Origin of the sequence: Flavobacterium adhaerens, from assembly GCF_040045115.1 — a bacterium.
Lineage (GTDB): Bacteria > Bacteroidota > Bacteroidia > Flavobacteriales > Flavobacteriaceae > Flavobacterium > Flavobacterium adhaerens.
In genome coordinates, this window is record NZ_JBDLZX010000003.1 from 297,933 (window position 1) to 318,329 (window position 20,397).

17 protein-coding genes are annotated in these 20,397 nt (G+C 34.8%); 9 read left to right on the forward strand and 8 right to left on the reverse strand.

Annotation, left to right across the window (positions count from 1 at the left end; genetic code table 11):
* Window positions 1-13: 13 nt before the first annotated feature.
* Together ABEB18_RS05855 and ABEB18_RS05860 are read left to right on the forward strand one after the other, a co-directional pair.
* Window positions 14-709: a pirin family protein gene (locus ABEB18_RS05855; protein WP_348798229.1), complete on the forward strand. Its 696-nt coding sequence runs from the start codon at window positions 14-16 to the stop codon at window positions 707-709.
* 4 nt (window positions 710-713) lie between these two features.
* On the forward strand, window positions 714-1,235 hold the full coding sequence (locus ABEB18_RS05860) for a hypothetical protein (RefSeq protein WP_348798230.1): 522 nt from the start codon (window positions 714-716) through the stop codon (window positions 1,233-1,235).
* Window positions 1,236-1,299: 64 nt separating this feature from the next.
* Here the strand turns inward: ABEB18_RS05860 and ABEB18_RS05865 are convergent, their stop codons facing one another.
* From ABEB18_RS05865 to ABEB18_RS05885, 5 genes are all read right to left on the reverse strand, one after another.
* Window positions 1,300-3,711 (reverse strand): M20/M25/M40 family metallo-hydrolase, encoded by a 2,412-nt coding sequence (locus tag ABEB18_RS05865; RefSeq protein ID WP_348798231.1) that lies wholly within the window; start codon window positions 3,709-3,711, stop codon window positions 1,300-1,302.
* 17 nt (window positions 3,712-3,728) lie between these two features.
* Window positions 3,729-4,076 (reverse strand): hypothetical protein, encoded by a 348-nt coding sequence (locus ABEB18_RS05870; RefSeq protein ID WP_348798232.1) that lies wholly within the window; start codon window positions 4,074-4,076, stop codon window positions 3,729-3,731.
* A gap of 145 nt (window positions 4,077-4,221) precedes the next feature.
* The gene (locus ABEB18_RS05875; RefSeq protein ID WP_348798233.1) at window positions 4,222-5,394 is read right to left on the reverse strand and encodes an acetyltransferase domain-containing protein; all 1,173 of its coding nucleotides are present in this window, start codon (window positions 5,392-5,394) and stop codon (window positions 4,222-4,224) included.
* 17 nt (window positions 5,395-5,411) lie between these two features.
* Window positions 5,412-5,963, reverse strand: a complete 552-nt coding sequence (locus ABEB18_RS05880; protein WP_348798234.1) for a YfiT family bacillithiol transferase — start codon at window positions 5,961-5,963, stop codon at window positions 5,412-5,414.
* 1 nt (window position 5,964) lies between these two features.
* On the reverse strand, window positions 5,965-7,491 hold the full coding sequence (locus ABEB18_RS05885) for a GNAT family N-acetyltransferase (protein ID WP_348798235.1): 1,527 nt from the start codon (window positions 7,489-7,491) through the stop codon (window positions 5,965-5,967).
* Window positions 7,492-7,664: 173 nt separating this feature from the next.
* Here ABEB18_RS05885 and ABEB18_RS05890 point away from each other — a divergent pair, with 173 nt between their 5' ends.
* The 3 genes from ABEB18_RS05890 to ABEB18_RS05900 all read left to right on the forward strand — a co-directional run bounded on the left by ABEB18_RS05890 (window position 7,665) and on the right by ABEB18_RS05900 (window position 11,328).
* On the forward strand, window positions 7,665-8,225 hold the full coding sequence (locus ABEB18_RS05890; protein ID WP_348798236.1) for a helix-turn-helix domain-containing protein: 561 nt from the start codon (window positions 7,665-7,667) through the stop codon (window positions 8,223-8,225).
* An 84-nt stretch (window positions 8,226-8,309) separates the two neighbouring features.
* A complete protein-coding gene (locus ABEB18_RS05895; protein ID WP_348798237.1) occupies window positions 8,310-10,811 on the forward strand; it encodes a heavy metal translocating P-type ATPase in 2,502 nt (833 codons plus the stop codon).
* Between the two features lie 184 nt (window positions 10,812-10,995).
* A complete protein-coding gene (locus tag ABEB18_RS05900) occupies window positions 10,996-11,328 on the forward strand; it encodes a single-stranded DNA-binding protein (protein ID WP_348798239.1) in 333 nt (110 codons plus the stop codon).
* A gap of 79 nt (window positions 11,329-11,407) precedes the next feature.
* Here the strand turns inward: ABEB18_RS05900 and ABEB18_RS05905 are convergent, their stop codons facing one another.
* The 3 genes from ABEB18_RS05905 to ABEB18_RS05915 form a co-directional block, all read right to left on the reverse strand.
* Window positions 11,408-12,028 (reverse strand): outer membrane beta-barrel protein, encoded by a 621-nt coding sequence (locus ABEB18_RS05905; protein WP_348798240.1) that lies wholly within the window; start codon window positions 12,026-12,028, stop codon window positions 11,408-11,410.
* Window positions 12,029-12,145: 117 nt separating this feature from the next.
* Window positions 12,146-12,802 carry a CoA transferase subunit B gene (locus ABEB18_RS05910; RefSeq protein WP_348798241.1) on the reverse strand — a complete coding sequence of 219 codons (657 nt, stop codon included), beginning with the start codon at window positions 12,800-12,802 and terminating at the stop codon, window positions 12,146-12,148.
* A gap of 39 nt (window positions 12,803-12,841) precedes the next feature.
* Window positions 12,842-13,540, reverse strand: coding sequence for a CoA transferase subunit A (locus ABEB18_RS05915; protein ID WP_348798242.1), 699 nt, complete (start codon window positions 13,538-13,540; stop codon window positions 12,842-12,844).
* Window positions 13,541-13,940: 400 nt separating this feature from the next.
* On the opposite strand from ABEB18_RS05915, the gene ABEB18_RS05920 reads away from it, so the two are divergent.
* The 4 genes from ABEB18_RS05920 to ABEB18_RS05935 all read left to right on the forward strand — a co-directional run bounded on the left by ABEB18_RS05920 (window position 13,941) and on the right by ABEB18_RS05935 (window position 20,307).
* Window positions 13,941-14,309: a hypothetical protein gene (locus ABEB18_RS05920; protein WP_348798243.1), complete on the forward strand. Its 369-nt coding sequence runs from the start codon at window positions 13,941-13,943 to the stop codon at window positions 14,307-14,309.
* Between the two features lie 202 nt (window positions 14,310-14,511).
* A complete protein-coding gene (locus tag ABEB18_RS05925; protein WP_348798244.1) occupies window positions 14,512-15,594 on the forward strand; it encodes an efflux RND transporter periplasmic adaptor subunit in 1,083 nt (360 codons plus the stop codon).
* 23 nt (window positions 15,595-15,617) lie between these two features.
* A complete protein-coding gene (locus ABEB18_RS05930; RefSeq protein WP_348798245.1) occupies window positions 15,618-18,863 on the forward strand; it encodes an efflux RND transporter permease subunit in 3,246 nt (1,081 codons plus the stop codon).
* Complete coding sequence (locus ABEB18_RS05935) at window positions 18,856-20,307, forward strand: TolC family protein (RefSeq protein ID WP_348798246.1); 1,452 nt, start codon at window positions 18,856-18,858, stop codon at window positions 20,305-20,307. The genes ABEB18_RS05930 and ABEB18_RS05935 overlap by 8 nt, the downstream gene beginning before the upstream one ends.
* Window positions 20,308-20,397: the final 90 nt, after the last annotated feature.

Genomic DNA, 20,397 nt, shown 5'->3' on the forward strand with positions numbered 1-20,397 from the left:
TTATTTGCTAAAAATGATTCGTCAAAATCCTGCTCAAATTTTCAAATCCGATTTGCGTACCATTACCAAATCGGATCTTGTTATGGCTGTATCTACACTTAATTATGAGGAGAAACTAAATAGCAAACCAAAAACTTTTGGCAGTTTGAAGCTATTCACTGAAATTATTTTAGCTCCTTCAGGAAAAAAATTCACTTATTTAGATACCGATACAGACATCTTTTTATTACCTCTTTTTGGCGGTATCGATTATTTGGACAATTTAGGTGATAAAGATTTCATTCGAGTAGATCAAATCAAACACATCTCTGCACAAAAAGGGATGACTATAGAAATTTCGAATACATATGAAGAAAATGTAAGTTATTTGGAAATTTGGTTCACCCCAAAATCATTTCATTATAATTCGAATGCACATCCGTTTCAATTTGATTTATCAGAACGAAATAAATTATACTCGCTTTTTAGTCTTACCAACGCAAAAGGTTTCATTGGCCTTTATGACGGAAGAAGAGAAGGCAATTACCAGTTAAAAAAACACTTAAACGGTGTTTTTGTTTTTGTGGTTAATGGTGCTTTTGAGGTAGAAAATAGATTACTGGAAGCCAAAGATGGGTTGAGTCTAACCAATACAGGAATCATAGAATGGGAAGCACTCTCGGAGAATGCTCTTTTGATTGTTTTAGAAATTCCTGCCGAAAATTTTTAATCCTATGTACAAGGCCAAAATAAGACTGGCGTACCGAATAGTCATTGATAATTCGGCTACTTTTCTTTGGGACAAATACGTTTGGGAAGACACCTATAAAGAGTATTTGATGCAGCAACAACAATTTAATAACACCGATAACCCAAAAAACACTTTCAGAGAATTATTGACCGAAAATGAAAAAGCAACACAATTGCATTATTTAGTTGGAATTGCTGCTCATAGTTATGTTCTACAATTAAAAGGAAAATTACACCGAGTAACAGACGTATTGGGAAACAATTACTTTCCTTTTATTAACTATCAGTTAGATATTATCAATACAGACATTACCGATCCTTCTAAACACAAAATTGGCATTACATTTTTTTCTCCTTTACTAACATTGATTGATATAGTCGAAAACAACTATCTCGTTTCTATTAATAGCGAAAAAGAAAACAATTGGGAAACTCTTATGTTTCCTGTACAAGCTCGTTTGTCAATTTGTTATTATCAAAAAAAATCTTCTGTAGAGAATCTGTAAAACAAAAAAAGATCGCATTAACGATCTTTTTTTGTTTTACAATTAGAAAAAAATCTATCTGTATTTACAAAGGTTTCACTTCTTTTGCCTTCAAACTATCCTTAACTACACCCAAACTATCTTTCACAATTGGTTTAACCAAATTAGGATCAACAACAGGAACTACCACTTTTCGGGCTCTTTTAATTTTTTGCGTAATAACAACAGCATCATTCAAAACAAATGGTGTTGGCATCATCCAATCTTGTCTTGGATTGATATTAAATAAAGGGTTAACCATTAAATCAAAAGAACTTTCCATAAGATCCATATCCAAAACAGTCGCTTTATTGATGGTAAATTGCAAAACCAATGGCTCATTGTTTACCACATAATAACTTAATAATTTTCGGCCGTTTCGTTCCAATTCGTTTCCTTTTTGGTCTATTGCCGTTACTCCATTTGCTTTAAAATTAAAGAAGCTCATAATTTCGGCAGCAAAAATATCATAACGATTTACTTTTCTATTAGGTGTGATTTTTATTTTCAAAAACCTTCTATGTCCAACAACACTATCTTTTAAGAATGAAATAGTAGGTTTGGCTATTTCTTTGACTGGCGTTTCAATTGCATACGTAAATTGAGAATGGTATTTACTAAACAAAGTCAAATCGTTCAAAGTTCTTGCACTTTTAGGATTTTCGGTTAAATACGTTTTTGTCCAAGAATCCAGGTTTGTGTCATATGTAGTCCAGTAAGCTCTGTTTTTATCAGCATTATAGAGATAAACCAAACTATTGGATTTTGCTTTTCCTACTTCGTAACCAGATTGGTATTGTGCTTTAGCAAAGAATAAAATTGAGATTAAAAACAGTATCAAAGCCCAAACCCCCTTTTGACGAAAATCGCCAAACATAGGCAATACAATAGCAAAAGTTAGCACTGTTAAAATTGCGGTTCCAAATAGTATTTTTAACCCTAAACCAATAGGAAACATTTGGATAAATGGCGCTATTATCAATACTGCCGGAATTGCGCAAATAAGATTTACTATCCAATTGGATCTTTGAGTAAAGATGAAAACGGCAAAAGCAAATAATCCAAAATACACTGGAATAATCAAAAATCCTGCTCCTGGCAAACTGTTAGCCAAAAAACCATTGAGTACGATCCAAAACACCAACGGAACTACATAATGATTCATAGTAACCTTTCGAGCCGATGCTACTTGATAAAAGAAAAAACATATAGAAAGACTCAACAATATAAAAGCATAAATATAATCATGCCCATTATAGGTAAATCCATTAAGCAAATCGTTGTACTGTGGATTTACCAAAAGTAATCCTTGCCAACCATAATACGTAAGCAATCCTGCCAGTATCAAAGCCCCCAAGAAAGGAAAGAAACCTTTCATAATATCGCTCAACTTCAATACACGCTTGATTTTTCCGATAAATACCAAAAATATAAGAACTCCAACCGCAATTAAGGTCATTGGTATTACCCAATCAAAAGGATAACTGATAAACGTAAACGGAATTGTAAAATAAACATCATCCTTGGCTGCAATTGTATTTTTTAAATCTGTATTAGAGAAATAATTCAATAATGGCATCAAATAAGTGCCTTGATGTTTCAACGAATTTTTATTCAAATGAGCCACATCGTCCTGTTGCGTATGATAATTATAATGACCATCAATAAAAGCAAAATTAAAACCCTGAATATCTCCTTTTTCTCTAAAAACGGTCAAATCAGTGTCGTTAGGAAGCATTTTGTAAATGCTGTACATTAAGGAATTCGAAACGGGATGAGAAGCATCGGCTTTGGCAAATTCTTTGACCAAGCCAGCATTACCTTTATTGGTTTCCATCAGCATATAACTTGGTCCAGCAGTACCACGAGCTTCAAAATTCAAGACCAATCCTACCTCTTTGGCCCATTGGTGTTGGGTCACGAAAAGCGCAGCACCATTTAGTCCTAATTCTTCGGCATCTGTAAATAATAGAATAATATCGTTTTGATGTTTGGTTTTGGCATTCAAAAAAGTGCGAATCCCTTCTAGAATTGTCGCTACCCCAGAAGCATCATCACTAGCGCCATGTGAAACTGAATGTGGCGCACTATCATAATGAGAAAGAAGCAACAATGCTTTACCGCCTGCTTTATTCCCATCAATACGACACATGATATTTTTGGATTTCACCAAATTTCCCCATTCTGTCAAAGTAAAACCTTCTTGAACCAAAGGCTCTAATCCCAATTTTTGTAACTCTTTAATAATGTAATTAGCAACAACTTCATGATTTTTGGTACCTACATAATGTGGTTTTTCGGTCATAGCAACAACATGCTCGAGTGCTCTATTGGTCGAAAATTCCGTAACTTTTTCATCCTCATCCGAAGACCAAGAAGGTGTTAAAGTACCAAATAAAAAGGCCAAAATCCCAAGAATAATAACAGCAGTTATTAGGGAAGCGTAATTTTTTTTCATTATTAAAAATTTGGGTATTAAATATCTTTTTTTACGAGCATATAATAATCATTATCCAAAACCATATAACCTTGGTCATACAGAAAATAATAAACATTACCTGTTTTTGTATTCAAAACATTAGTGAAAAACTCAAAATCAAATCCTTTGCTCACCAACTTAGATCGGGTTGTTTTGGACTTTCCATCAACATTTAACTCGGACAAAATTCGGTAATTTTTTCTCAATTTGTTATTGATATTTCGCATATAATTTGTGCTGTCCTTATTTATTTTATTGTTATAGGCGTTTCGACAACCATCGCTACAAAATTTCTTGTCTTCTCGACCCACAATGGTATCTCCGCATTCGAGGCAGGTTTTCATATCGGTATGTAATTTTAATTAAAAAATGAATTAATTATTATCGTATTTTTGCGTTTATAGTTGAGCTAAATTGGCACGAACAAACAATTAGATATTTTATCGAACAGCCAAACGATCGTCTTCTTTTTGCATTTGTCAATCAGTTTTACAAATAACTCAACCAAGTCTTCGGTTTATGATTCTGTTTATAAGCATCAAATTTTTTGCAAATAGGATAAAGTATAGCAACGATTCCTAACCAAACCAAATAAACAGTAATAAGATTGTATCCGTAACCTTTTATTTCTGGGATAAACCCGATCCAAGTTGGCAAAATAAAATGCTCCCAACCAAGTCCTGAAATTTCTGCAAAAATCATTGCTGTGATATGTATGGCGTAAAGATGCAGTATATAATAAAAGAAAGGAACTCGCCCGAACGTACAAAAGAAATTCACCACTCGCCCTTTTAAATTTTCTGAATTAGCCAAAAACAAGAAAGCAACTCCCAAAGTCATCAATAAATACAATAAAGAAGGTGGATATTTATTAGGATTAAAAAAAGAATATAAATCTTTGGTAAAACCTTCATAATCCAGCCATGGTGTTGGATTGCCATAAAAATTGGTTCCTCTTAAAATTAAGAATAGAATGATCGAAACAAATCCTATTGCGTTGAATAATTTTTCTCGCTTGGAGCTATCAAATGATTGGTCGTAATACTGCCCAAAATAATACCCCAAAGCCATAACAGCAATCCAAGGAATAACAGGATAACCAATAAACAATTGTGTATGCGGTGTTACATTTATCAAAGTAGGTTGATGCAGTATATTCCACAATACATTATTATCTAAATCTACCGAATCCAATAGGTTATGTCCAAAAATAAGTACACCACAAAACAACAACAATACCTTTGGCGGAAGATAGATTAGCACAGACAACGCTATCATACATATCCCTAGAGACCAAATAACCAATAAACCAAATGTTCTGAACTCGGGATCAAAAAACCAGCCGAAGTTTACCACAGTTAACTCAATAAGCACTAACCAAAGTCCTCTAGTGGCTAAAAAGACCGACAATTCTTTTGGCGTTTTTCGTTTACCAACCAAAAAAGCCGAAATTCCAGCCAAGAAACAAAATGTGGGCGCACAAAAATGGGTAATCCATCGGGTAAAATAAATTGGAAATGTCGTTTGGGTAGGATCGGTTGGGTCAAAAAAATTGGCCGAATAATGAAAATAATCTCTAACATGATCCAAGGCCATAATCACCATCACTAACCCTTTCAAAAGATCAATGGATACTACTCGATTGTTATTTACTATTGTCATTTTTTGAATTGTAACTTTTACAAAAACTCCCCCTTATACGATAGTGCCTGCTCTATATGTGCCAAATGATGATTGCAATGCCACGCATAAATACCAATTATTTCATCTAAACACGAAGTTTTTTGATTGGCTGGATGCGTAAATTGTCGCTTCAATTCTGTTTCGCCAAAGGATTTCAAAAGCAAAACCCATCGGGCATGAACACCTTCTATTATTTTGATAGAAGCCGAAACATCATCCGATTTGCCATCAATGAGTTCTGCCCATAGCTGTTCTTCATAGGGTTTGATAACAGGAATATCTTCGGTCAAAGCTAATTTGAAACGAATTAAACTATTCATATGACTATCGGCACAATGATGCACTACTTGTTTGATCTTCCACCCATTAGGTCGATAAATCCAATTTAATTGTTCTGCTGAAAGATTCTCGGTTAGTGATTTTATTTTTTTGGGAAAACTTTCAATAGTAGCAATCCATTTATTTAAATCAGAGGATGTAATTATATCAGGTTTTTGAAATTCACCAATTGGAAATCTTAATTTTTCAAGGTCAATCTGTATTTCCATTTTATTTTAATTTTTTGATTTCGTACAAGTCGGTTCTACGGTCTTTTAGAATTCGGGCACTTCCGTGTTCGTGTAACTCTTTTAGTAAATCCAAATCGACATCAACAATCAAAGTCATTTCGGTATTTGGGGTGGCTTCAGCTTTTACACCAGTGCTAGGAAAAGCAAAATCCGAAGGAGTAAAAACGGCTGTTTGGGCATATTGAATGTCCATATTGTTCACTTTCGGGAGATTCCCCACACAGCCAGCAATGGCAACATAACACTCGTTTTCTATAGCTCGTGCTTGGGAGCAATGTCGGACTCTAGTGTATCCTCCTTGGGTATCGGTCAGAAATGGTACAAACAAAATATTCATGTCTTCGTCTGCTAAAAGTCTGGAGAGTTCTGGAAATTCGACGTCATAACAAATCATTATTCCAATTTTTCCGCAATCGGTATCAAAGGTTTTAAACTGCGAACCGCCTTTCATTCCCCAATGCAGTACTTCGTTGGGTGTAATATGAATCTTGTAATACATCTCCGAAGTTCCATCTCTTTTGCAAAGAAACCCAACATTGTATAAGTTGCCGTTTTCCAAATAGGGCATACTACCCGAAATAATATTGATATTGTAAGAAATGGCAAACTCCTGAAATTTTTTACGAATTGGATCTGCATATTTCGCTAGTTCTCTAATAGCTTCAGATTCATTTAAATGATTGTAATCGGCCATAAGCGGCGCAATAAACAACTCTGGAAATAATGCAAAATCGCTTTTATAACCCGATACGGCATCAATAAAAAACTCTGCTTGTTCGAATAAGGCATCCAAATTAGACAAAGGACGCATTTGCCACTGAATCAGTCCCAGTCGAATGACACTTTTGGTGGTGTTTATCAATTGAGGACTTTCGTCATAATAAACGTTATTCCACTCGAGCAATACAGCAAATTCTTTGGAGCCTGTATCACCCTCGAGATAATTTTTCATAATTCGGATTACGTGAAAATCATTACTCAATTGAAAAGAAAGCACAGGGTCGTGTAATTCCTTTTTTTTGACTTTTTCGATATATTTTTTGGGAGATAACTTATCGGCGTGAGCGCTGTAGTTTGGAATTCTTCCTGCAAAAACAATTGCTTTAAGATTCAGTTGTTCGCACAACTCTTTGCGAGCATCATACAATCGGCGACCTAATCGTAATCCTCTATATTCTGGATGAATAAACACATCTATTCCGTACAAAATTTCGCCTTCGGGATTGTGTGTCGAAAAAGTATAATTGCCTGTAATTTTAGCATAATTGGGGTTTTTATCTACTAAAACCTCATCGACAATTAATGACAATGCAGAACCTACCACTTTCCCATCGGCCAAGATAACCAATTGTCCTTCCGAAAATATCTCTAACAAATTCTCTATGTCTTTTTGTTCCCAATAGGGATCTTCCATACCAGGATAAGCCTGAATCATAGACTTTTTCAATTCTTTATAATCTTCAATCTTAAGATTTCGCAGTTCGACCTTCTTGATTTTTGTTTGCATAAGTAGCTGATTTACATCAAATATAACGAATAAATTTCCATTTACAAACGATTACAAATAACACAAAAAAGGATTTATTTTCAATATGTTTAAAACCACCTGACAACCAACCATAATGTGGTATTCTAAAATTTAATTCCTTACATTTATAACACCTAAGAGAATTAAAATTGATGAAATTACACATAAAAAACATGGTTTGTGGTCGTTGTGAAATGGCTGTAAAAACAATACTCGAAGAAATGGAAATACCCATTCTTTCTATAAAACTTGGTGAAGTAACAACTGGCAGAGATTTTGAGCAAAACGAAAAACATCAATTTTCGGAAAAACTCTTGAATCTTGGTTTTGAATTATTAGACGATAAAAACAGTAAAACAATAGAGCGAATCAAGAATTTAATTATTGATCTTATTTATTATCAAAATCAGAAACTAAAAATCAATTTGTCGGCTTATTTAACCTCCGAAATCAATCAAGATTACAGTGCATTGAGTACTCTTTTCTCAAGTACAGAAGGAGTTACCATCGAGCATTACTTCATTGCTCAAAAAATAGAAAGAGTAAAAGAATTATTGTTTTATAATGATATGACCCTGAGCGAAATTGCCTTTTTACTTGATTACAGTACGGTATCGCATTTGAGCAATCAATTCAAAAAAGTAACGGGTATCTCTCCATCAAATTTTAAAAAAATGAAGCAAATAAAAAGAAAACCGATCGATCGTTTATAATTATACAAACCTTTTCCAGAATTGTGCAACCTCTATCTTCCCCTTTAATATGAACTTTGCATTGTAAATCATTCTAAAGTCATCATGGAAAAAAAATATACGATTAATGGAATGTCCTGTAATAGTTGCAGAACAAAAGTAGAGAACTCATTGAATACTATCGATGGTGTTAAGGCTAGTGTAACGTTGAATCCACCCGAAGCGACAATAATTTCAGAAAAACCAATTTCCTTTTTCAAATTACAAAAAGCCTTATACACTGCTGGAAATTATACCATTAGCGAAAGCGGCAATTCAAACTCCCATTCGATTTACCATACCCATAATCCAAAAGAAACTACGGTTAATTTACCCGAGTCGGCTTCCGGTAAATATTACTGTCCTATGTTTTGCGAAGGCGACAAGGTCTATGATGAACCTGGTGATTGCCCTGTTTGCGGTATGGATTTAGTAAAAGCTCCAGAGATAAGTACTGCCAAAAAGCAATATACTTGTCCTATGCATCCTGAAATTATCTCAGATACACCAGGTGATTGCTCGATTTGTGGAATGGGTTTGATTTTGATACAGCCCAAAACTGAAGATGAAAATAAAGCGTACTCTGATTTATGGCACAAATTGAAAATAGCATTGGTATTTACAATTCCTATTTTTGCAATTGCCATGACCATAATGATCCCGAATAATCCATTAACGGTATTGTTAGACATTCAAAAATGGAACTGGATTCAATTTTTGCTAACCTTACCTGTAGTATTTTATTCGGGATGGATTTTTTTCAAGCGAGCTTGGAAATCAATTGTCAATTGGAATTTAAACATGTTTACCTTAATCGGGATAGGAACAGGTATCGCCTTTTTATTTAGTGTAGTTGGGCTTTTGTTACCAGATTATTTCCCAGAAGAGTTTAAACATCACGGTTCTGTGGCTCTTTATTTTGAAGCTACTGCAGTGATTTTAACATTGGTTTTAATTGGTCAATTAATGGAAGCCAAAGCTCATGGCCAAACAAACGCTGCTATAAAAGAATTATTAAAACTTGCCCCTACAGAAGCTACTTTAATCGTTGATGGAGTCGATAGAATAATCGATATTCAGGATATAAAAAAAGGCGATATTCTACGTGTAAAACCAGGAGAGAAAATCCCTGTTGATGGTAAAATTTATAAAGGCGAAAGCAGTATAGACGAATCTATGATTACTGGTGAACCCATTCCTGTAGATAAAACAATAGATGATACTGTCATTTCTGGAACTATAAATGGGAATAAATCTTTTGAAATGATTGCCGAAAAAGTCGGATCCGAAACGTTACTTTCGCAGATTATAAAAATGGTTAATAACGCTAGTCGCTCCAGAGCACCAATCCAAAAATTAGCCGATAGTATTGCACAATATTTCGTTCCAATTGTCATCGGAATTTCAATAATTACTTTTGGGGTTTGGGCTCAATTTGGTCCAGAACCAGCTTTAGTGTACGGCTTTATCAATGCGATTGCGGTATTAATAATTGCTTGCCCATGTGCTTTAGGGTTAGCAACCCCAATGTCTATAATGGTTGGTGTTGGCAAAGGAGCTCAATCAGGAATTTTAATAAAAAATGCCGAAGCTTTGCAAAACCTAGATAAAATCGATGTTTTACTGACTGATAAAACAGGGACTATTACCGAAGGAAAACCCTCAGTTGATACAATATTTTCAATAAATCATAATGAAGAACTGTTATTGCAAAATATTGCCTCATTAAATCAACACAGCGAACATCCTTTGGCTCAAGCCATCGTAGAATTTGCTAAAGTAAAAAACCTTCCTCCGTTAGAAGTAAAAGGTTTCGAAGCAATTTCTGGCAAAGGCGTTTTGGGCTGGATAAATGATAAAAAAATCATTTTGGGTAATTTAAAATTAATGACCGATGAAAAAATAATTATTCCAGCCGATTTGGAAGCCAAAATAAAAGAAGAACAAAGTCACGGCAAAACCGTTTCATATATTGCTTTGGATACCATTATGGTTGGATTTGTTGTTATTTCCGATAAAATAAAAGCAACCAGTAAATCAGCCTGTGAACAATTACAACAATTAGGAATTGATGTGATTATGCTCACTGGCGATAATGAAAATACAGCCAAAGCAGTTGCCAATGAATTGGGAATTACCAATTATTTTGCCAATTGCTTACCCGAAGACAAGTTAAACACCATCAAAAACCTACAACAAAAAGGCAAAATTGTAGCCATGACTGGCGATGGCATTAATGATGCTCCAGCCTTGGCTCAAGCCAATATAGGAATTGCAATGGGAACTGGAACAGGAGTAGCAATAGAAAGCTCCGAAATCACTCTAGTTAAAGGTGATTTACAAGATATTGTAAAAGCAAAAAAACTAAGCCATGCTGTGATGCAAAACATTAAACAAAACTTGTTTTTTGCTTTTGTTTATAATGTTTTAGGAATTGCTATTGCAGCGGGTATCTTGTATCCTTTTTGGGGATGGTTATTATCACCAATGGTCGCTGCAGTAGCTATGAGTTTTAGTTCCGTTTCGGTAATATTGAACTCATTGCGATTGAAAAGTTTTAATCTCTAAAAAAAGGGTATTGCTCCCCTCTATCAAAACGTATCCGTTTACAAACGGTTACAAACAGTTACAACCGAAAGTAAATAGTTAGCAACCGAATATCTTTTGAAAGCTGTCGCAACTTTGCCTTGTTGAAATCAAATAACGCATTTCAAAAAAATATTTATACACTAACATTTAAATTTTACACGCCATGAATGCAATGAAAAACAGAGTACAATTGATCGGTAACGTAGGAAACGAACCAGAAATCAAAACGTTTGAAGGAGGTAAAAAGAAAGCCAGTTTAAATATCGCTACCAGTGACAGTTATAAAAACGAAAAAGGAGAGCGTGTCGAACAAACCGAATGGCATACCGTAATCGCTTGGGGAAAAACAGCTGAGATTATTGAAAAATTTGTCACCAAAGGCAAACAAATAGCACTAGAAGGAAAATTAACCCATAGAAGTTATGATGATAAAAATGGCGAAAAACGCTATATAACCGAGGTCCTTATTAACGAAATTATGTTACTCGGTAAATGATAAAGTTTGAAAAAAACTTTGAACCACAAAAAAAGAGTTTGCGGTGCAAACTCTTTTTTATGTTCTAAAAGAAATATTTTTATTTAAGGTTGAAACCAATAATCGCTCCTAAACCAAATTGATAAGAATAAGCATAATCTTGTAACGTTACAGGCCCCCAATAACCCCAATAAGTATCGGTTCCAGCAGGTGTTACTGTTGAGATAAGATTAGCTTGAAGGCTTACAGAAACACTAGAATTCGTTTTAATTTTAACACCTCCTTTGATCTCCCAAGCAAAGTTTGTATCACCGCCTCCATTAGGGCCATCAGTAATAGACATACCGATTCCTCCACCTAAATAAGGCACTGCACTATTTCCTGAATCAAAATAGTAATTTCCTCCAATTAAGATATAATTAAAAGCTACGTCACCATTCAAAAATTTTGGATCGATAGCTACCCCTGGTGCGTGTGCATTCACAGATGTGTCTAATCTTAAATACTTTAGCTCTATAGAACTCGATTTTTGAGGAAAGAATTCCAATCCAGCTCCATACGTAAAACCATCTCCAACATTTAGATGACCATAATCAAAATTAATATTATTCGAAAAGGTATAAGTCCCATACGCATTAAGAACAACTGAACCTCTATCTTGAGCCATCATACCAACGGCTGAAAACAGAAATGTAATTACAAATAATTTTAAATTTTTCATAGTTTACTTTCTTTAGTTTGTTTCTATAAAATTAAAAAAATAAAATTAAAAAAATAAAATTAAAAAAATAAAATTATTACAAATAAAATGTTAAAAAAAATTATATATGTCTAAATACTAATCAATTATCATTTCTGGGATTTCACCTTCAATGATCAAATTTGCTTCGGTAGCCTCAATAATTTGTTGAACCGTAATACCAGGAGCACGCTCAATAAGTTTGAAACCTTTTGGAGTGACTTCTAAAACGGCCAATTCGGTGACTACTTTTTTTACACAACCAACTCCCGTTAAGGGCAAGGTGCATTTCTTAAGTATTTTGGACTCACCTACTTTGTTTACATGCATCATTGCAACGATAATATTCTCTGCAGAAGCTACTAAATCCATTGCTCCACCCATTCCTTTTACCATTTTTCCAGGAATTTTCCAGTTGGCAATATCACCATTTTCAGAAACTTCCATTGCTCCCAAAATAGTCAAATCAACATGTTGTCCTCGTATCATTCCAAAACTTGTAGCTGAATCAAAAAAAGAAGCCCCAGGCAAAGTGGTAATGGTTTGCTTCCCTGCATTAATAATATCAGCATCTTCTTCTCCTTCAAACGGAAAAGGCCCCATACCTAGGACTCCATTCTCACTTTGAAACTCAACTGCAATTCCATTTGGAATATAATTGGCTACGAGTGTTGGTATTCCAATCCCTAAATTCACGAAATAACCATCTTTTAACTCTTGTGCAATTCGTTTGGCAATTCCTATTTTATCTAACATAATGATCTAATGATTTAAACTGAATACTAAAACGGAGCACTACTTTTTGCGAACAGTCCTCTGTTCTATTCTTTTTTCAAATTTTTCTCCCTGAAAAATTCGCTTTACCAAAATACCTGGAACATGTATTTGATTGGGATCAAGTGCACCCGCTTCGACAAGTTCTTCGACTTCGGCAATAGTAATTTTAGCTGCACCACACATACAGGGATTAAAATTCCTGGCAGTTCCCTTAAAAATTAAATTCCCAGCCGTATCTCCTTTCCAAGCTTTTACAATTGCAAAATCGGCTTTGAAAGCTTCTTCCATAATGTGCATTTTCCCGTTGAACTCACGTACTTCTTTTCCTTCGGCTACTTCAGTTCCGTATCCAGCGGGTGTAAAAAATGCAGGAATACCAGCTTGGGCCGCTCTACAACGCTCAGCCAAAGTTCCCTGTGGAATGAGGTCTACCTCGAGCTCTCCTGATAACATCTGACGTTCAAATTCAGCATTTTCTCCCACATAGGAAGATATCATTTTTTTGATTTGTTTTTTTTGCAAAAGCAAACCTAGTCCAAAATCATCAACTCCTGCATTATTTGATATACACGTTAATTGATTAGTACCCTTGCTGACCAGCTCATTAATAGCATTTTCTGGAATTCCGCACAAACCAAATCCTCCCAGCATGAGAGTCATACCGTTTTCAATTCCTTGGAGTGCTTCTTGTACTGAATTTACTTTTTTAGTAATCATACTGACTTTTTATTTACGATATTGATTTTTTTTCCACCTCAAATACCACTTACTTCCAAAATTAAATATTATCATTTAATACATCGAAAAAGGAGTCTGAATTGTCAAAACAAAATTTAATGAATAAATATAGTAAAATAATCGCAATTTTTATTCCATAACACCGATATCTGAGATATAAACATTTTCCAAGTAAATTATTTTTGTGGCTTTTAAATTCATAATTTTTAGTATTGATTTTCATTGAATTTGCTTTTTTTTTGACTTACATTATCAAATTCATAAATATAAAGTTAGCGCTGGATTATTAACAATTTTTTAGGACTGACAACTTGTACCAAACTATTTTGCTAATTAGTTTTGTACACTGATGAACATAAAATTAAAATATATAATCTGTTTGGGCATTCTACTGTTTTTAAATAGTGGTTCACTCTTAGCTCATAAAGTTCATCCAGATCTACACCAAGAAAATAGCACGTTCGTTTCTAAATTTCTTTATGATACTATTTTTACTGTAACAGTAAAAAGTCCTGTAAAAGAGGATTTAAAAAAAGGAATAGAAAACACTGACAACGAAATAGAAGAAGAAGAGGTAATGATTACCAAAAAAAGCTTTGAAAAAAGCAATTTGGTATCCAATTTTTTTACACTACTCTCTCCTAAACACATTTCAACTACTACCAATAGGGCTTCTTTTTATGATAAAAGAATCTCTATTTCTCCTTCCAATTCTTTATACATTTTATTCGAGGTTTTCCGAATTTGATACCCTGAACACACCTAATATTCTGTATTTAACTTCATATTGAAGTTAAGTATATTCCTGTTTTCGGATTTTTCAGAATTTAGGTTTCAACATCAGCTATGTAGCATTTTTGATATTGTTTATAAACAAACGATACCTTCATTCTATGGCTACATTTAAAAAAAATCACCATTATTTTCTCGTTTAAAATTTAAAAAATATCATGAAAAAAATCAATTTTTTCATTGGTCTTATGGTTATTGTATGCGCCATAAGTTGCCAATCTCATAAAGAAGAAAAAAAAGAAGAAAGGACATTTGAAGTGACTAATCCTGTTGTTATGGATACTGCCATTGTCAAAGAATATGTTTGCCAAATACATTCTATAAAGCACATCGAAGTGCGATCTATGGAGAAAGGCTACCTGCAAAAAATCTTCGTAGATGAAGGACAAAAAGTTCGAAAAGGACAGCCGTTATTTGAAATCATGCAAAATATTTATCAAGCAGATTTACAAAAAGCAAAAGCAGAAGCCAATGCCACCGAAATTGAATACAAAAACACAAAACTATTGGCAGATAGCAAAGTAGTTTCTCCAAACGAATTAGCATTAGCAAAAGCAAAATTGGCAAAAGCAAATGCCGAAGTCAATCTCGCCGAAACCCATCTTGGTTTTACCAATATCAAAGCTCCGTTTGATGGTATAATTGACCATTTATTGGCTAGAGAAGGAAGTATGTTAGAAGAAGGAGAACTACTAACATCCCTTTCAGACAACAGTAAAATGTGGGTTTATTTTAATGTTCCGGAAGCAGAATATTTGAATTACATAATGAGTAATGGCAAAAACAAAAAAGAAAGAGTAGGCTTGCGAATGGCTAACAATATGGAGTTTAATCAAACAGGAATTGTAGAAACCATCGAAGCCGATTTTAATAATGAAACCGGGAATATTGCCTTTAGAGCCACATTTCCTAACCCGAAAGGCATTTTGAGACACGGTGAAACAGGAACCATTTTAATGACCGTTCCGCTAAAAAATGTGCTTCTAATTCCTCAAAAAACCACTTTTGAAATTTTAGACAAACGCTATGTTTTTGTAATTGATAAAAACGGAATCGTTAGACAACGAGAAATTACAATTGGGACCACTTTAGAAAATCTTTTTGTTGTAAAAAAAGGGTTAGACGCAAACGATCATATCCTTTTGGATGGACTACGATTGGTTAAGGCCAATGAAAAACTGAAATATCATGTTGAAGACCCTAAAAAGGTAATGAAAACGCTTGATGTTTACGCTGAGTAAAAACCCCTTTAAAACACAACAAAATGTTTAAAAAGTTTATCCAAAGACCCGTTTTAGCGATTGTTATTTCGGTCATTATTGTATTTATGGGGATGCTTGCCATCAAACAATTACCCATTTCTCAATTTCCTGAAATTGCGCCAACAACAGTAAATATTTTTATTGCTTATCCTGGTTCAAGTTCAGATGTATTAGTAAAATCAACTTTAATTCCATTAGAAACAGCGATTAACGGAGTTCCTGGAATGCGCTATATTGCTTCAGATGCTACTAGTGCTGGAGAAGGAACCATACGCGTTATTTTTGAACCCGGAACCGACCCAAATGTCGCCGTTATCAGGGTCAAGACCAGGGTCGATCAAGTGATGCCTTTGTTACCTGATTTGGTTCAACGTGAAGGGGTTATCATTACACCTGTTCAGCCAAGTATGCTAATGTATGTGGATTTGTATAGCAAAAACGGACATCAAGTCGATGAAAAGTTCCTTTATAATTATGCCTATACCAATATGCTTCGTGAAATTCAGCGTATCAACGGAATTGCGAGTGCCCAAATTTTAGGAAGCCGTAAATATGCTATGCGTATTTGGTTGAAACCTGACAGAATGCGTGCTTATAATATTTCTGCTGAAGAAGTGATGAAAGCCATGCAAGAACAAAGTATCCTAGCAAGACCAGGAAGGCTTGGGCAAAGTTCGGGTATAAAATCACAAGCACTCGAGTATGTATTAACCTTTAGAGATCGTTTTAGCGAACCTGAAGAATACAAAAATGTTATCATTAGATCCAATGCTCAAGGGGAAATGATCAAATTAGGTGATATTGCCAATGTAGAATTAGGAAGTGAGTTTTATGACATTTATGATAATTTGGACGGAAAACCATCGGCTTCTATCGTTTTAAAACAAACTTTAGGGACTAATGGTAGTGATGTAATCCGAGATGTAAAAGCCAAATTAAAAGAATTAGAAAAAGACCTTCCTCCAGGAGTAGGTTACAAAATTAGTTATGATGTATCGAGTTTCTTAGATGCTTCTATCGAACAAGTTTTAGATACACTTAGAGATGCTTTCGTATTGGTGTCTATTGTAGTATTCTTGTTTTTAGGAGACTGGCGTTCGACTCTTATTCCAGTTATTGCAGTACCCGTTTCCTTGATTGGTGCCTTTTTTGTAATGCAAATGTTTGGTTTATCGATTAACTTAATCACGCTATTTGCCTTGGTATTAGCTATTGGTATTGTGGTCGATGATGCCATAGTCGTCGTCGAGGCCGTCCATGTAAAAATGCAGGAAGAACATCTCACGCCTTTTGAAGCTTCAAAAGCAGTATTGGGTGAAATTGGAGGAGCCATTATTGCCATCACTTTGGTAATGGTATCTGTATTTATTCCTATTTCGTTTATGACAGGACCTGTGGGAGTATTTTATCGTCAATTTTCAATTACAATGGCAGGATCAATCATCATCTCGGCCATCGTTGCTTTAACACTTACGCCAGTACTTTGTGCTATGTTACTGAAACACAACCATGGCGAAACCAAGAAAAAATCGCCTATGGATCGATTTATTGATTGGTTTAACAAAGGATTTGAGAAATTAACTGGCCATTACGCTGGTATATTAAAGCACATTGTAAACCGAAGAGTAATTACTTTCGGAATCTTAATTGGATTCTGCTTTGCGACCTATTTTACAAACAAAGCTCTTCCTGCTGGATTTATTCCAAGTGAGGATCAAGGAATGATTTATGCCATTATCCAAACACCCCCAGGAACAACCTTAGAACGAACTAATGATGTTGCCAAAAAACTACAACGCATTTGTGAGGAAATTGATGGAGTATCTTCGGTATCCTCTTTGGCTGGTTATGAAATTATGACCGAAGGCCGAGGATCAAATGCGGGAACTTGTTTAATTAATTTAAAACCTTGGGACGAAAGAAAGCATTCTGTACATGAAATTATGGAAGAATTAGAAGAGAAATCCAAAAATCTAGGTGCCGTTATCGAGTATTTCGAACCACCTGCTGTCCCTGGTTTTGGTTCTTCTGGAGGATTTTCTTTGCGTTTATTAGATAAAACCAATGGAACGGATTATCAGGAATTTCAAAAAGTAAACAACGATTTCATGGCTGAGTTGGAAAAACGCAAGGAGCTAACAGGAATCTTTACTTTTTATTCTGCCAATTATCCTCAGTTAAAGCTGAATATTGATAACCAAGCAGCCATGCAAAAAGGAGTTTCAATTGGCAAGGCCATGGATAACTTGAATATCCTTATCGGAAGTACTTACGAACAAGGATTTATTAAATTCGGTCAGTTCTTTAAAGTTTATACTCAAGCAGCTCCTGAATATCGAAAAATCCCTTCGGATTTGGAGAAATTATTTGTAAAAAATGAAGCAGGCGAAATGGTCCCTTACTCTTCTTTTATGAAAATTGAAAAGAAATTAGGCCCTAATGAGATCACGAGATACAACTTATACAACTCGGCATCTATCCGCGGATTACCCGCCAAAGGCTATACCAGTGCCGATGCAATTAATGCCATTAAAGAAGTTGCCAAAGCAAAACTACCTAGAGGATACGATATTGCTTGGGAAGGCTTGTCTTATGACGAAGCCAACCGAGGAAATGATGCTTTGTATGTGTTTGGTATTGTATTGGTATTTGTGTATTTGGTTTTAGCAGCTCAATACGAAAGCTTTTTATTACCTCTTGCCGTATTACTTTCATTACCAGTAGGATTTTTTGGTTCATTCGCTTTGTTACAATTGATGGGATTATCTAATGATGTTTATGCTCAAATTGGAGTCATTATGCTTATTGGATTACTGGGTAAAAATGCCGTATTAATTGTAGAAGTCGCCGTCCAGAAACGCGCTCAGGGGATGAGCATTGTCGATGCGGCAATAGAAGGAGCTAAACTGCGATTCAGACCTATTTTGATGACATCATTTGCTTTTATCGCTGGATTAATTCCGCTTGTTATTGCTACTGGAGCTGGTGCAATTGGTAACCGAACTATTGGTGGTTCGGCTATGGGAGGAATGGTTATTGGAACCTTGTTTGGGGTTTTTATTATTCCTGGATTGTACTACACTTTTGCCAAAATGGCCGATGGTCGCAAGTTGATTCAAGGAGAACATCAAGAGCCAGCATCCGAAGAGTTTATGCATGCTAGTGAAAACGAAAGCAATTTCAAATTGAAATTGAAAGAAATGAACAAACAATTGAAAAAATTAATGAAAAGAGATGAAAATGAATAAACCAATTTTCAAATATATAAACATAAGGTCAGGACTAATCCTGACCTTATCTACCATCGCATTGCAAAGCTGTGTCCCTACAAGAGAAACACGTGATGAGAAGGTTTCATTACCTCAGAAATATCAAAACGTAGCCAGCAATGACACTATAAATTCGGCACAAATTAAATGGACAGCTTTTTTTAATGATGAAAATCTGAAAACACTAATTGATTCTGCCTTGGTAAACAATCAAGAGTTGAATATTATGTTGCAACAAATAGACATCGCTAAAAATGAAATACAAGCCCGAAAAGGAGAATACCTTCCTTTTGTTGGGATTGGTGCTGCTGCCGAAGTTGAAAAAGTAGGTCGTTACACCAGTCAAGGTGCCAATGATGCTAATACCGAAATTAAACCGGGTAAAGAATTCCCAGAACCCTTGCCAAATTATTCGTTAGGAGCTTATGCCACATGGGAATTAGATGTCTGGAAAAAGCTTCGCAATGCTAAGAAAGCGGCAGCAATGGAATACCTTTCGTCTGTAGAAGGGCAGCATTTTATGGTAACTAATCTTATTGCTGAAATTGCTGATTCGTATTATGAATTGGAAGCTTTGGATAACAAATTAGTAATTTTAAATCAAAATTTAGAACTTCAAAATAACGGATTAAAAACTATTCGTTTACAAAAAGAAGCTGCCCACGCCACCGAATTAGGAGTACAGCGATTAAGCGCCGAAGTATATAAAAACACGGCTGAACTATACAATGTGCAACAAGAAATTGTAGTAATGGAAAATAAAATTAATTTCTTAATTGGTCGTTCACCACAGCATATCAATCGAAATTCGGATAGTTTTATTGATAAACAAATTGGTTCATTAGACTCGGGGATTCCTTCGCAACTTTTGACCAATCGCCCTGATATCCGAAAAGCAGAATATGAATTAAAAGCAGCTAAATTAGATACCAAAGTCGCTCGTGCCAATTTTTATCCATCCTTTACTCTAAGAGCAGGTGTTGGTTTTGAAGCTTTTGATTTAAAATATCTTATTCAATCACCAACTTCACTAATCTATAATTTGGCTGGAGATATGATTGCACCAGTGATTAACAGAAATGCTATCAAAGCTTCGTATTACAATGCTAATGATAAACAATTACAGGCTGTTTTTGAATATGAAAAAACCATCTTAAATGCTCATATTGAAGTTTTAAATGGATTGTCTAAAATTGAAAATCTGAAGAAAAGCTACGACCAAAAAGAACATCAGGTCGAAGCTTTGACCAATTCTATCGAAATTACCAACAAACTTTTTAGTGCAGCAAGAGCTGATTATATGGAAGTTTTATTAACCCAACGCGATGCTTTGGAATCGAAAATTCAATTAGTAGAAACCAAAAAAGACCAAATGACTGCTAGGGTAAACATGTACAAAACTTTAGGTGGAGGATGGAATTAAAATCATTTTTTTACGTTTGATGTTTTTTTTAAATTCTCTTTTTAAAGCAACAAAGCCACTAGTTAAGTGGCTTTGTTATTTTATAATGTT